The following is a 14,460-nucleotide window of genomic DNA, read 5'->3' as shown; positions in this document are numbered from 1 at the left end:
TTTTTGATGAAATTTACTACCAAAGTCCGATAACTTTCATCCAGAGTGGTCCAACAATTCCAATTACTAATAGGTAGAAAATACCTAGAATAAAGTTCATTCTCCACCATTCACCTTGCTTAACATACCCTGATCCAGCAAGAACTGAAGCAGGTCCATTTGCATAGTGAGTAGTTGAAGCCATGATAGCTGTAACCATTGCTAATAACATAGCTGACATTTGAGCTGGTGCACCAGCAGAGATAGCAACTGCTAAGAATGGTGCGTACATTGCTGAAACGTGAGCTGTGGCACTGGCAAATAGATAGTGTGAGTAGAACAATACGATGGCTAATACTGCCAACATAACAGCCCAACTGACACCGTGAAGTCCATTGGCAATACTATCTGACATCCATTTGATGAAACCAAAGTCTGTCAATTTACCAGCCATGAATACTAAGACTGATAGCCAAATCAAAACATTCCAAGCACCAGATTCATTAAGCAAATCTTTAACTGACAAAACACCAGTGATAATTAAGATCGAAATAGCTAAGAAAGCAACGAATGTGGCATCCATACCGATAATGCTTGAAAGCATCCATAAGATCAGAGTCAAAACAAATACTGAACCCATGATCTTTTCAGATAACTTCATCTTCCCCATTGATGCAATCTCTTTATTTGCCCAATCTTTGGCATTAGGAGTTTCTTTGATCTCTGGCGGATACATCTTATAGATGATCCAAGGGATAACTGCTAAGCAGATAAGTATTGGAACAGAGGCAGCTTCGAACCAACCCATCCACGTAAGGTTGACGTGTAATGTGCCCGCTAATTGAGCTGAAACTAGGTTAGGCGCCATGGCTGTCATGAACAGTGCACTAGTTAATAAGTTAGCGTGAAATTCTGTAAATACTAGATAAGCACCCATTTTTCTTTGAGTACCATCTTCAGTTTTTGAGCCAAATGTTCTGGCAAGTGATTCGACGATTGGATATACAACACCACCTGCACGGGCGGTATTACTTGGAATAGCTGGTGAAGTTACCAAATCAATACCCATGATTGAGTATGCTAATCCCAAAGTACGTTTACCAAAGAGTCTAACGAAATACAATGCGACACGGCGACCTAAGCCGGTTTTGATAACACCACGTGATAGCATGAATGCCATTGCGATCAACCATGCAGCTGAATTACTAAATGCTGATAAACTAGTCTTCATATCCGCAAGTCCAGTACCAACAGTTAATGTAAAGCCGACAAGTGTAACTCCGGCAATTGGTAATGGTTGCGTGATACATCCTATAATAGTTCCGACAAATAATGCCAACATGTGCCATGCTTCTACGCTGACACCTTCCGGTCTAATCCCAGCGGTAAACCAAATGATTAAACCGATAGCAATTGGCCATATGAATCCCTTGTATTTAACCTTTTCTAACATCTTTCCCATCTCCAAGAACTTACTTACATAAAAACAACTATTTTCAACTATTTATAAAATTATTTAACGGCTAAATTGTCCAAAACTTCTTGCATCTTAGTAGCAGAATGAATCATTTTGTTAGTTTCCTCCGCACTAAGTGCTGTTTCAATAACATCGGCAATACCGTTGCCGTTGATAACGGCTGGTGTTCCGATATATAGTTCCTCATCGAGTCCATAATGATGATAAATTGGTGCTGATACTGGAAGTACAGTATCTTTATTCTCTAAAATTGCTTTACAAATTTGTGATAAACTGCGAGCCACTCCATAGAAAGTAGCACCCTTCAATCCGATGATTTTGCCACCTTTTTTACGAACTTGCGTCTCAATATCCGACTTGGTATCTTCAGTCAAATCCAAGTAATTGCTCAGCGGTTGTCCAGATACTAGCGCTTCATCAAAATTGACGAAAGATGTGTCACCATGTTCGCCTAATACATAAGCATTAACTTCATTGACAGGAATATCACAAGCCTTAGCTAGGATAACGTGTAAACGTGCAGTATCTAATGAAGTACCTGTTCCTATTACCTTTTCGCGTGGAAATCCTGATAATCTCTGCGTCAATGTCGTCAAAATATCAACTGGATTACTTGAAACAACGAAGATACCATTGAAGCCACTCTCAACGATGGGGTTGACGATCGACTTTAATATCTTTTCATTCTTAGCTACAAGATCCAATCTTGACTCACCTGGTTTACGAGGAATACCCGCTGTGATAACTGCTATATCAGCATCACTAGCATCATCGTATGAACCAGCATGTACATTAACTGGTGAGCTCATTGAGGTGACATCTTCCAAATCCAAAGCATCACCCTGAATTCTGTCTTGCTTCAAATCGATAATGACTAATTCATCTAAGAAATTAGTATTTTGTAAAATTGAAAAAGCAAATGATGATCCAACGGCACCGTCTCCAACTAAGAGAACTTTATTCTTACGTACCATATTGAAACCTTCTTTCTATCTAATACAAGTTCTTGTATCATCTTTCACAAACATAATAACACAAACCAATGTGATAATGTTAACAAATTGCAAATTTAAGTGATATTTTTAAAGTTTTTAAAATCATATTTTTATTGTTTTACAAATAATTTAAATAGTGTTGTAAGCGGTAACGTTTTTTTGTGAAATGGGAACCTATCATGTTTATGAGAATAAACAAAAATAGCTTGTAAATATTCTTTGATGCTGGCCGTACATCAAATCACTAAGTAATTCAATGTACAAAAAAATCCGGGTAAATTTATTATCTGGATTTTTTCAAATAGTTATTTGAATCGTTGTATGTAGTTATTGATAATTCAGTATTTGTATTTAGCTGATTAAAAAATAAATCTAAATACTACTTAATAAAACTAACTTGTTTACTTATCTCTTTAATTTTCTCTTCTTTACGGCGATTAAATTCTACTTTGTTCTTCTCAAATAAGTTATCACCATTAGTATCAATTGAAACTATTAGGGGACCAAAGTCCTTAACTTGATTGACCCAAAGCGTCTCTGGCATCCCTAAGTCTTTCCATTGTGCATCAACAATACGTTCGACTTTAGTAGCAGCATATACAGCATTCCCAGCTGGGTAAACCAAATGTAAGGCTTTATATTTCTTACATGCTCTTTCAGTACCTGGGCCCATGCCACCTTTACCTACAATCAATTTGACGCCTGTTTCTTTAACAAATTCTTCTTCAAATTTTTCCATTCTCATACTAGTAGTTGGACCTACTGCAACCATTTCGTAATCCCCATTATCTTTCTGTCTAACAATTGGACCAGCATGTAGTATGGCCTTTCCTCTAACATCAACAGGTAGTTTACGTTTTTCTTCAACCACACGACGATGTGCTACATCACGACATGTGACTAAAATGCCATCCAAATATACGATGTCTCCAATTCTGATATCAGTTAAATCATTATCATTGATCGGTGTTTTTAAATGAAATTCTCTCATAGCTCTACTCCTTCGTTTAAAGGTAATTGATAATTCAAATCACTATCTAAGATGATTTCTCCACGACGATGTGACCAACATCCAACGCTCAAACCCACACCGATGGTAGATGGATGACGAGCCGTATTAACGATGTTCACGCCCATAACTGATTTTTTACCGCCTAATCCTTGTGGTCCTAATCCAATATAATTGATTCCATCTTCAAATAATTTTTCCATCTTTGCGGCATTAGCATTAGGACTGACACTATCCACACGTCTCATTAATGCTAGTTTTGAATTCATTGCCGCCATTTCTACTGAATTGGCTACACCTATTCCTACTAGCAATGGCGGACAAGCGTTGATTCCGTAACTTGTCATCTGATCCATAACAAAGCGAACAATTCCTTCATACCCTTCACCCGGCATAAGAACTTTGGCGATACCAGGTAATGAACAGCCGCCACCAGCTAAATATACATACATATCTAGCTTGTCACTATCACCATCTATCTCGGTAATAATGTTTGGAACACCTTTCCCAATATTCAAACCAGTATTGAATTCATCAAAAGTTTGAACGGCATTGTGACGAAGTGGTGCTTCCTTAGTAACTTCAACAACAGATTCTGTTAAGATATCTTTTAATTCACCTAAAAGTGGAAAATTGCTACCGACCTTAATAAAGAATTGAACTACCCCTGTATCTTGACAGCTGGGTCTCTTTAATTTCTCAGCTAACATTTGATTTTCACGCATCGTGCTATATACCAATTCTTGTAAAGGATCAACTTCAATTTTGGATAATTCAACTAGTTTTTTATTAACGTCATCAGGCAAACGACGACTTACGATTTTCATATAACTAACTACGATGTCACGTAATTTTTCTGCCTTGGGTGACAAGGTTTTAGGTTCATATTGATAAGTGCTGGCTAACATTTGATTACCTCCTTGATTTCTGACTCCAGATTACAATTATTGTGAGATGAAAACTATCCGTATGTCATACTATTGATATGCTTATCAAGTGTTCGCTACTAGGATTAATTTGTTGATAATCCTTTGCCATCAAATAAAATATGACTATGGTCTGCACTATTAAATAGCTTCAAAATCCTATTACCGTCATATTCGTAACAAAAAATACCCCTAGGTGTTTCTTGTTATTTAGCACATAAAATTTAATTGCACTAACCTGAAGTTGTGATTAAACTACTTGTAAAGAGGGGATTTATCATGACAACATATCAAACAAACGTAACTTATGACGAATTGATCTATAAAATAGGAAGTTATCATTATAATTGGCATCCAGAAATAGAACTATTATGGTTATTATCTGGTGAAGTAGAAGCTAATGTTGACGGATATTTTACCAACCTTCTACCTAATGATCTATTGTTGATCAATTCTAATTGTGGTCATGCTACGTTTGCTAAAAGTACCGACAGTATAATGCTACGAATTCACATCGATCCAAATATTTTCTTGTTGAATGGTTTGAGTGACTATGACAGGTTCTCACTAAATTCATCCAATGCACACATCAATCCCTTGTATGAATCAATTAGGTCGTCTCTAGCTAATCTAACATTTGCCAAAAACAAATTAGAGCAAACGAAATCTTATTTTGATTTACTTGATTTAATTTCAAAATTCTATATCGTCAATGATGACAACCAATCATTTTCTCCAACGCCCCGTCATCAAGATGCAATGTTAAAACTGACTGAATATTTGGAGCAACACTTTAGTGAAGATATTTCACTTCCACAATTGGCAAAACAAGTTAATTATTCAACAACTTACTTATCAAAGTTATTAAAATCTCAGTTAGGTATTACTTATTCTGAATACATTATTCGCTGTCGTTTACAACAAGTAATTAGAGAACTTACACATAGCAATGACCATATTTCATCAATTGCTTATCAAGTTGGTTTCAGAAACTTGAAAGTCTTCAATCAAAACTTTAAAAGTCACTTTGGGATGACACCATCTAGCTACCGCCAGCAATTGACACCACAATTAGTCCATTCTGACAGTGAATTTAAACATTCGTTGAGTGATGAAAATAAAAAACTGGTTAAAAAAATTATTCAGGACCATTTAAACTCCGAAAAAAATTATAGTCCCTGCTCAACATGTGAATTTCGTGAGTATGAACAAAAATATCACTCATTAAAAAATGAATTACAAACTTTTGTTCGTAAACACTAGCTATTTAATTTTTAGATGACAAAAAGACCTAGGTAAAATTAATTAATTTTATCTAGGTCTTTTCAAATAGTTGTAAGTAGTTCTTGGTGGTTATTTGATTCCTTGCTTTAATTTACTAATCACCACCTTTCATGTAGTTAAGAACCCCCGATTTAAAGGACATAACGTCGATGTTCGTTTTAGAAGTACGTCATTTCATGTAGATAAATCCTAACCAAACATAAGCATTACTGAGCTTAAAGTTACAAATGAAAATACAGTACTCCATAATTGCGTAGAAGCCATTTCAGATTCATTAACTTTGTACTGAATTGCAAGGTTAGTTGGCATTGTTGCGGTTGGAATTGCCAACGTAATAATAACGATACGTTGAAGTGTTAAAGGCATTCCCATTGCAACCATCAATCCCCATACAATTGCTGGGAATAGAATATTCTTTCCAATGACATTGACAGCAATTGTTTTGTTGAAATGAATTTTTTTGCTGAACAGAATGATACCAGTTGCAAACATGGCAACACCACCAGATGACTTACCTAATACAGTAAAGGTGCTTTCAAGTTCTGTTGGCATTTGTATTCCGATAAGTGCTAATACAAATCCTAACAAAGCAGATAGAACTAAAGGTTTTTTCAAAGCATTCATTAATCTTGCACCCACTGTTACCTTGGCTTGATTATCACTATCTTCGGAAACCAAAGCCGCAAAAACAAATGGCAAAAGTACAACATTAATGATCAAACTTGAAATTCCGATATTAATGGCACTTAGATTTTCACCAAAAATTAAAGGCAGTACTGCAGAACCAATAAATGGTACTGATGGATCGGCAACAGATAATGCACGCAATGTCGCAACATTAGTTGAAGTCTTCATAATTTTTGTTTGAACAAAACTTAAAACAATGTAACAAATAAACATACTTCCTAATAGCCAAAGTGCCAACGGAATATCTTCTACGATTATTTTACGGGGTGTTCCCCAAATACCCGCAAAAACATTCATTGGTAACGCATAATTCATAATCAACTTAATTAACTTCTTACTGTCTTTCTCATCAAAATCACCGTGGTGTGCAGCCCACATACCAAGCAAAATCGTGACAATAATTGGTAGAAGTGCGAAAATTACAGTCTTTAACATGATTTTCCCCTTTAATTATTTATTTATGCAACCGGTTTCTTAAATAATGAACTAATAATTTCTTTCACAGAAATCATTAATCTAAAGAATTATTTCTTATCTTCCAAAACTCTATTCAAAATTCCGCCAACACCTAAATAACTGATTTCAGCGTCTGAATCTAATCTCAGAATTGTAACAATTGTTATTGATCTACCATCCTTAAAACGGACATCAACATCAATATTCTGGTTAGGAGTTAACTTTTCTGGTAGATGTATATCGTATTTTTCTGTTCCATCTAGTCCATACGTCTCTGCATTTTCTCCACTTTGATACTGCAATGGAACGACTCCCATCATTGCTAAATTTGAACGATGAATTCTCTCAAATGATTCAGCAATAACCGCTCCAACCCCCAAAAGTTTTACACCTTTTGCGGCCCAATCTCTTGATGAACCCATGCCGTAATCTTTACCAGCCAAAATAATTAGTCCTGTATTATTTTCTTCATATTTTTGACAAGCATCATAAATACTCATAATTGTATTAGTTGGAAAATAATTAGTGAATCCACCCTGTTTGCCATTAGATAAGCTATTATGCAATTGCGTATTGGCTAAAGTTCCACGAACCATCACGTTATGATTACCACGTCTTGATCCATAGGAGTTGAAATCTTTGACGGAAACACCGTGGTCTTCTAAATATTTTCCAGCTGGTGAATCAAATTGAATCATACCAGCTGGTGAAATATGATCAGTTGTAACAGAATCCGCAACTTTAGCTAAAACAGATAAGTTAGATAAGTTTGGTCTACTCATATCACCTTTGACCTGTTTGTCAAAATATGGTGGGTTAGCAATATAAGTAGATTTGTCATCCCAATCATAAGTTTCTGATTCTTTGACCTTTAGGTCGTTCCACTCTTCACGACCATCAAAAATATTCTTATATGCATCCTTATAAATATCCGAATCGATATATTTAGTTGCATAGTTATTAATTTCTTCGGTTGTTGGCCAGATATCTTTTAGATATACCGGAACTCCATCATTACCAGTTCCTAATGGCTGTTTTTGTAGGTTAACACGCATATTCCCAGCTAATGCATAGGCTATTACTAAAATAGGCGATGCTAAGTAATTTCCTTTGATCAGCGGATGAATACGACTTTCAAAATTCCTGTTACCACTCAAAATTGCTGCAGTAGCTACCCCTGTATCCTTCAATGCATCATTGATTGGTTTTGGAAGTGGTCCAGAGTTACCTATACATGTGGTACACCCGTATGCAATAATATTGAAGCCTAATTTCTCCAAATATGGCATTAAGCCGGTAGCCGTTAAATATTTAGTAACTGCTTGGGAACCCGGAGCAAATGAAGTTTTAACTTTAGGTGAAATGGTCAGACCATGCTCCACTGCTCGCTTGGCAAGTACCCCTGCACCGATCAAGACAGTTGGATTGGATGTATTGGTACAGCTAGTTAATGCAGCTATCATAATATCTCCAGTATGAATGGTTTCTTTTTTTCCATCTAAATCTATTGGTATTGCAGTATCTAAGTCCGATTCTGTCATTCCGAATCCATGATTACCTAGTGGAGCAGTAACCTCCTCATCAAACGATTTGCTCATGTCACCCAACTTAATAATATCTTGTGGTCTCTTTGGACCCGCGAGACTAGTTGAAACTTGAGACAAATCAAAATCTATGACTTTTGTATACTTGATGCTATTTGCAGTTGATGAATCGTAGAATAAGTTATTTTTCTTGTTATAATCAACAGCTCGGGAAACTATATCATCAGTTCTTCCCGTTAACTTTAGATATTTAATAGATTCCTCGTCAAAAGGTGAAAATCCACAAGTCGAACCATACTCAGGAGACATATTTCCTAAAGTAGCTCTATCAGCAACTCCTAAATTTTGATATCCCGGTCCAAAATATTCAACAAATTTACCGACTACGTCATTTTGACGTAACAAGTTTGTAATCGTTAATGCTAAGTCTGTGGCAACAACTCCTGATGGTAACTTTCCAGTCAAACGAACACCTATTACTTCAGGAACAGAGAATATAGAAGGTTCCCCAAGCATGCATGCTTCCGCTTCTAGACCTCCTACGCCCCATCCAAGAACACCTAATCCATTAATCATAGTTGTATGTGAATCGGTTCCAAATACTGTATCAGGATAGAAGATATTCTTTTCTTTGTTACTTTGAACAACAGGAGATATATGTTCAATATTTATTTGATGAATGATACCTGTATCTGGAGGGATTGCCTTGAAATTCTTAAATGACTTTTGAGCCCACTTCAATAACTTATAACGCTCTGAATTACGCTCATATTCACGTTTGATGTTATATGCCATTGCATATGGATTACCAGCTTTATCAACTTGTACCGAATGATCAACTACCAGATCAACCGGTATCTCTGGATTAATTTTTTCAGGATCAATGTTCATTTTTTTTGCAGCTTCCCGCATCGATGCTAAATCAACAACACACGGGACACCCGTATAATCCTGCAAAATAATTCTTGCTGGATAAAATGAAATCGATTTACCAACGTTATCACGCCAATGTAAAATCCGTTGTACATTTTTATCATTAATATCACCATTTACGTGACGTGCAACATTTTCCAATAATACACGAATAGTGTAAGGTAATGTATCTATATCAACTCCGGCTTGATCAGTAATGTTTTTCAAGGATAGATAATTCACACCATCAAGTGTTTGTATATTATCATTTACTGTCATATCGATTTTCTCCCTTGTTATATTTTGAATTAAGGCTGAAAAATGATGAAATAACTTATACATCAATGTTTATATAATTTCATCCAGCTTGTTTCTTTTATGCCCAGAGTATAGCACCTAAATTATTAAATTTTATGTATTCAATTGTTCTTAAATTGTTCTTTTTATTTAAATTGATAAATTGTGAACAATCTGAAACTTGAAATACATTTGACTCTCCAATGGCTATATGACGTACAATAGTGGCATTTCGGGATCATTATTGTCTATATATTTATGGAATATGTTAATAGACATATTTACAAATTTCACAAATATATTTTTAATAAACTTGAAATATCAGAATTAGATTTGACAAAATAAAAATGACACAATTTTATTGTGTCATTTTCTGTAATTACTACATAATATTTCTTATTTTCATTTCACTCAAAATAGACTTAAATGAACAATCTAAATGTTTTGAAACTAACTCATTTACACAATCGGGATTACCACTCAACATTCCCTTATAAATCATCTCGTGTTCCGTTATTGCGGCATTACGACGCTTCTTTGAAGAAAGATTGATATCTCTAAAATAAATTAGATATTCCTGTAATTGAACATCAATCATTTTTAATCTTGGCATCTCACTGGCATTATAGATATATTCATCAAAAAGTGAAAAATTCTTAATTACTTGATCAACGTCATCTTTTTCATTAAGTAATTCAGTTTCATGCAGTAAGTTAGCAAGTTCATTATACTGACAGGACTTCATATTCTCCATCGCTTTTCTAGTAGCAAGTGCATCTAATTCTTTTCTAATTGCAAAGATTTCGTAGGCGTCTTTAACATTTATTCCTTTAACATAGACACCAACATCTGCCTTACGTATAACTAGACCCTCATCAGATAACCTTTTTAGTGCGTATCTAATAGGAGTTCTTGAAACATTCAATTTTTCGGCTAGTTGATTTTCGATAATTCTTGTACCACTGGGGATATCGCCAAGAGTGATTACCTTTCTTAACGATTCATAAATGATTATCCGAATCGATCTATCATCCGAAGGATTCATGTTTGATTTAATGATCTGAGCAATTGTATCCATATGATCACTTCCTATACTAAATAATATTATATCAGAAACTATATGCTTTACTTTGATTCCCAAAATCAAAGCCGTAATATTTCAGAAATATCACTATATAAGATAAAATGAACTTGCAACACGAAATAACAAAAATGAATAAGTGAGGAGTTTCAATTTGAAAGTAACCTACTCTGTAGTTATTATCAAAAATGAACCTAGTACTAAAATTTCATATGTTGTTTCTAACTTTTACAAAAACAATCTTAGTAAAATCTGCCATCTATTTTCTGAACTGAGAGATACGATTATCGCTGAAGTTGAACGTGGGATACCTCCTTCTCAATGTATTGATTGAAATGTGGCGGGTATTCCTTTTTTTATAATAGATCCTACATTGTGTGAATTTATTAGCAATGATACCATTTAAGTAAATATAACTTATTGGGGGATAAATTATGAAAAAATTCATTAGTTGGGGAATGTTACTTGCTACAAGCTTACTATTAACTGCATGTTCTAATAATTCTGAGAGCACTAAAAAAACCGACAGCAATGTTAAAAGCTCGGTAAATAAAAAATCATCATCTAAGAAAACTAAAAAGAAGGTCACTAAACCAAAGAATAGTGACAAAAAAGGTTCTGATACATCAAATAAAACCACTCAAAATCAAACTACTGATCAACAGGCTGCTCCACAACAGAATCAGTCTACTAATCAAACACAAAATAACACGACTCAGCAGCAAGCTGCTTCCAACAATGGAATTTCTTATGATGAAAATACTCTGACTGGCTTTTTAAATAAATATGGGATGTCTCCTGCGGCATACAAGGTGGAACACTATGGCATGTCTACATATGATGCACTAAAGAGCACTCCAGACTACATGGAAACATTCGGCGAGCAACAAACTGAAAGTGGGATGGATCGGGGATTCTTGAACAAGGATGGTTCTCCTAGCAATCAATATAGCTACGACGAAAACACTGACGACAGCAACTATTCAGATACTAATTATTAATTAAAGTAATGTTCTAATTTTAGAGCATTATTTTTTTACAAAAAAATACCCAGCGATTCGCTGGGCATCATGATTAAATAGAATATTAATTATAGTAAATATTTTGCATCACGTTCATGATCAACTGATGTCAAAATCTTAGGACCATCGTCAGTAATCACAATAGTATGCTCGTATTGACAGCTCAAACTACCGTCAACAGTTCTAATCGTCCAACCGTCTGTCTCGTCTGGTGAACTACATTCGTAACTTCCGATGTTGATCATTGGCTCAATAGTTATCGTCATACCGGCTTTCAATCGAGTCCCATGACCTGGTTTACCATAGTGTGGAACATCTGGTTCTTCATGCATAGTTGGTCCAATTCCATGACCCACATAGTCTCTAACTACACCGTAGCCCAATTGATTCTCTGCGTAATCTTGAATAGCAAAACCTATATCCCCGATACGATTACCTACGATTGCTTGGTCGATTCCTAAATACAATGACTTTAAAGTTACATCCATAAGTTTTTTTACATCTGGACTGGCTGTGCCTACAACTATCGCATGGCATGCATCACTTAAATAACCCTTGTAGTCTACAACAGTATCTAACTTAATCAAGTCCCCATCTTTGATAATCAGATCTTTACTAGGGCATCCGTGGCAAATCATGTCATTGACACTGATACAAGTCGAGTACTTGTACCCTTCAAAGTTCAACTCACCTGGAGTTGCTCCATGCTGAGTAATATACTGATATGAAAAATGGTCTATATCCCAAGTTGATAAACCCGGTTTTACGTAGTCGTCTAATTCATGAAATAGTCCAACTAAAATATTCCCTGCTTCTTGCATTCCTGCAATTTCACGTGCTGATTTTAATGCTATCATTTTGATCTCCTAATAGTTACATTTCTTGGTTTAGTTCATAACCCAAAGACGATAATTTGCTATCACTAAATAAATATACTTGTTTTTAACTGTATTGACCAGAAATTCATCTTTTTAATAAAGACTAGTATATGTACTAATTTACTTGTCTAAATACTGCTGTCAGGGCATTATATAGTATATGAAGGTGCATTATAGCTAACAAGTAAGCGCTGTTATAATTATACTAATGTCCAAATGCTGATGACCATAAAAGCTGAAAGCATCATAGGGGGAAATTATGGCTTTAGGAGATATGTTTAAATCAAATGAATACAAAAGTGAAATAGAAAACTTAAAAAAACAAAATTCTGAACTCAACTATTTAGTTCGTGAAAAACTGTCAATAAAACAAATGCAACCTATCGAACTAGAGAATATGATAAATTATCGTCAAAATCAACTGAATGATTTTAATACGAGAATTAATAACGCCTCGAATTACATTAATGAACTTAATAACTATATTTCCGAACTTAACACTGTACGAGATAACCTTCAGAATCAGATAGTTGATCTATCCGATCAAGTGGAAATAGAATCATTCGGAATATATAAGCCTAGATATGAATTTGCGACCTCTTTGGAATTCAAAGATGCATTGACTTCTATTAGAGCGGCACAGAAGAACATGATCAGAGCTGAGGTCGCCGCTGAAATCACTACACCTATCACATATAATAATTCAGCCGAATTAGGAAAATCCATCCAGAAGAAAAATATAAAGCAACTTTTGCGATCATTTAATGGTGAGTGCGAGGCCGCCATCAACAAAGTCACATATTCTAATTTTGACAGAATAAAATTGCGTATAGATAGATCTTTTGAGCAACTTAATAAGTTAAATGAAGAAAATGGAATTCAATTAACACAACAATATCTCAACTTAAAATTCAATGAACTCAGTCTTGCTTTTGAATACTCGAACAAAAAACAAAGCGAAAAAGAGGCTTTGCGTGAACAAAAACAACGTGAACGTGAAGAAAAAGTTCTTCAAAAAGAATTAGCGGAGAAACGTAATAAAATCAACAAGGATTTAACACACTTTGGTAATCTTCAAAGAGAATTAGAATATAAACTATCCAATGAAAAAAACATTAGAGAGATTGAAAGATTAAAAAATGACTTATTGGAATTGAAGCAGAACATTGATACAGCCAACAATGACAAACAAAATTTAGATTACAGAGAAGCTAATGCGACAGCTGGGTACGTATATATTATTTCTAACATCGGTTCTTTTGACAAAGACGTCGTCAAAATTGGCGTTACGAGACGACTGGATCCAATGGAACGAGTTGAAGAACTCGGTAGTGCATCGGTGCCGTTCAAATTTGATGTACACGCACTGATATTCAGTTATAACGCATACCAGTTAGAAACCCAATTGCATGAAAGATTTTCAGATTATAGAATCAACAAAGTAAATAAAAGGAAAGAATATTTCAGAATAAGTATCAGTGAGATTGAAAAAGAATTAGAGAATTATAAAGACCTCACGATTGATTTTCAAGAAGTGCCTGAAGCAGCTGAGTATCGAGAAACACTGAAATTAGAATCCATGAATAATAGCTACAATATGCCCTATCAATAAATAAATTAATTTCACCATCTAATTTCATTTCAGTTTTTAATTTGTTCGACATCGCCTGATTCACTTGATTATAAGTATTTGATTCTGAATTAAAACCAAAGTTCATAGCGGTCTCAAAAAATCCAGAATAATAATTATCAAAAATGTTTTTATTACTTAATGTTTCATTGTTGAATTTAGCAATTATGACACCTAAAAAATCTCCGTTGTCCCTATACACTCATATGGTACGGTTTCTTCTGAATAGGAACAGATATAAACTGGTTAAGAAAATAAGAGCACAAAAAAGCGCTCATATACT

Annotated in this window: 11 protein-coding genes; 3 read left to right on the top strand and 8 right to left on the bottom strand. The window is 34.8% G+C overall.

The features are described 5' to 3' along the window. Window positions 1-16: 16 nt before the first annotated feature. The 4 genes from AC27FM_RS00565 to ttdA form a co-directional block, all read right to left on the bottom strand. On the bottom strand, window positions 17-1,441 hold the full coding sequence (locus AC27FM_RS00565) for a DASS family sodium-coupled anion symporter (RefSeq protein ID WP_487085203.1): 1,425 nt from the start codon (window positions 1,439-1,441) through the stop codon (window positions 17-19). Window positions 1,442-1,491: 50 nt separating this feature from the next. Further along, window positions 1,492-2,430, bottom strand: a complete 939-nt coding sequence (locus tag AC27FM_RS00560; RefSeq protein ID WP_487085201.1) for an L-lactate dehydrogenase — start codon at window positions 2,428-2,430, stop codon at window positions 1,492-1,494. Between the two features lie 400 nt (window positions 2,431-2,830). Further along, window positions 2,831-3,442 carry a L(+)-tartrate dehydratase subunit beta gene (gene ttdB, locus AC27FM_RS00555; RefSeq protein ID WP_487085199.1) on the bottom strand — a complete coding sequence of 204 codons (612 nt, stop codon included), beginning with the start codon at window positions 3,440-3,442 and terminating at the stop codon, window positions 2,831-2,833. Then, window positions 3,439-4,368, bottom strand: coding sequence for a L(+)-tartrate dehydratase subunit alpha (ttdA, locus tag AC27FM_RS00550; RefSeq protein WP_487085197.1), 930 nt, complete (start codon window positions 4,366-4,368; stop codon window positions 3,439-3,441). The genes ttdB and ttdA overlap by 4 nt, the downstream gene beginning before the upstream one ends. 297 nt (window positions 4,369-4,665) lie before the next feature. On the opposite strand from ttdA, the gene AC27FM_RS00545 reads away from it, so the two are divergent. Beyond that, a complete protein-coding gene (locus tag AC27FM_RS00545; RefSeq protein WP_487085195.1) occupies window positions 4,666-5,649 on the top strand; it encodes a helix-turn-helix domain-containing protein in 984 nt (327 codons plus the stop codon). 210 nt (window positions 5,650-5,859) lie between these two features. Here the strand turns inward: AC27FM_RS00545 and AC27FM_RS00540 are convergent, their stop codons facing one another. From AC27FM_RS00540 to AC27FM_RS00530, 3 genes are all read right to left on the bottom strand, one after another. After that, window positions 5,860-6,792, bottom strand: a complete 933-nt coding sequence (locus AC27FM_RS00540) for an AEC family transporter (RefSeq protein ID WP_487085193.1) — start codon at window positions 6,790-6,792, stop codon at window positions 5,860-5,862. Between the two features lie 89 nt (window positions 6,793-6,881). Further along, complete coding sequence (gene acnA, locus AC27FM_RS00535; protein ID WP_487085191.1) at window positions 6,882-9,548, bottom strand: aconitate hydratase AcnA; 2,667 nt, start codon at window positions 9,546-9,548, stop codon at window positions 6,882-6,884. 400 nt (window positions 9,549-9,948) lie between these two features. Continuing rightward, entirely contained in the window at window positions 9,949-10,644 is a 696-nt protein-coding gene (locus AC27FM_RS00530; protein WP_487085189.1) for a GntR family transcriptional regulator, read from the bottom strand. A gap of 437 nt (window positions 10,645-11,081) precedes the next feature. On the opposite strand from AC27FM_RS00530, the gene AC27FM_RS00525 reads away from it, so the two are divergent. Next, window positions 11,082-11,648, top strand: coding sequence for a hypothetical protein (locus AC27FM_RS00525; protein ID WP_487085187.1), 567 nt, complete (start codon window positions 11,082-11,084; stop codon window positions 11,646-11,648). 89 nt (window positions 11,649-11,737) lie between these two features. Here AC27FM_RS00525 and map read toward each other — a convergent pair whose 3' ends face one another. Continuing rightward, on the bottom strand, window positions 11,738-12,526 hold the full coding sequence (gene map, locus AC27FM_RS00520) for a type I methionyl aminopeptidase (protein WP_487085185.1): 789 nt from the start codon (window positions 12,524-12,526) through the stop codon (window positions 11,738-11,740). 280 nt (window positions 12,527-12,806) lie between these two features. On the opposite strand from map, the gene AC27FM_RS00515 reads away from it, so the two are divergent. Beyond that, window positions 12,807-14,159, top strand: coding sequence for an SNIPE associated domain-containing protein (locus tag AC27FM_RS00515; RefSeq protein WP_487085183.1), 1,353 nt, complete (start codon window positions 12,807-12,809; stop codon window positions 14,157-14,159). Window positions 14,160-14,460: the final 301 nt, after the last annotated feature.

The sequence above is a fragment of the Companilactobacillus sp. y65-5 genome (assembly GCF_057541095.1).
Note: the sequence above shows the minus strand (reverse complement) of the source record. Positions and strands in the feature narration are given on the sequence as shown.

Excerpts from the sequence above, each read along its gene's own strand:
- AC27FM_RS00565 (WP_487085203.1), bottom strand. The coding sequence starts at position 1,441 with ATGGGAAAGATGTTAGAAAAGGTTAAATACAAGGGATTCATATGGCCA.
- AC27FM_RS00560 (WP_487085201.1), bottom strand. The coding sequence starts at position 2,430 with ATGGTACGTAAGAATAAAGTTCTCTTAGTTGGAGACGGTGCCGTTGGA.
- ttdB (WP_487085199.1), bottom strand. The coding sequence starts at position 3,442 with ATGAGAGAATTTCATTTAAAAACACCGATCAATGATAATGATTTAACT.
- ttdA (WP_487085197.1), bottom strand. The coding sequence starts at position 4,368 with ATGTTAGCCAGCACTTATCAATATGAACCTAAAACCTTGTCACCCAAG.
- AC27FM_RS00545 (WP_487085195.1), top strand. The coding sequence starts at position 4,666 with ATGACAACATATCAAACAAACGTAACTTATGACGAATTGATCTATAAA.
- AC27FM_RS00540 (WP_487085193.1), bottom strand. The coding sequence starts at position 6,792 with ATGTTAAAGACTGTAATTTTCGCACTTCTACCAATTATTGTCACGATT.
- acnA (WP_487085191.1), bottom strand. The coding sequence starts at position 9,548 with ATGACAGTAAATGATAATATACAAACACTTGATGGTGTGAATTATCTA.
- AC27FM_RS00530 (WP_487085189.1), bottom strand. The coding sequence starts at position 10,644 with ATGGATACAATTGCTCAGATCATTAAATCAAACATGAATCCTTCGGAT.
- AC27FM_RS00525 (WP_487085187.1), top strand. The coding sequence starts at position 11,082 with ATGAAAAAATTCATTAGTTGGGGAATGTTACTTGCTACAAGCTTACTA.
- map (WP_487085185.1), bottom strand. The coding sequence starts at position 12,526 with ATGATAGCATTAAAATCAGCACGTGAAATTGCAGGAATGCAAGAAGCA.
- AC27FM_RS00515 (WP_487085183.1), top strand. The coding sequence starts at position 12,807 with ATGGCTTTAGGAGATATGTTTAAATCAAATGAATACAAAAGTGAAATA.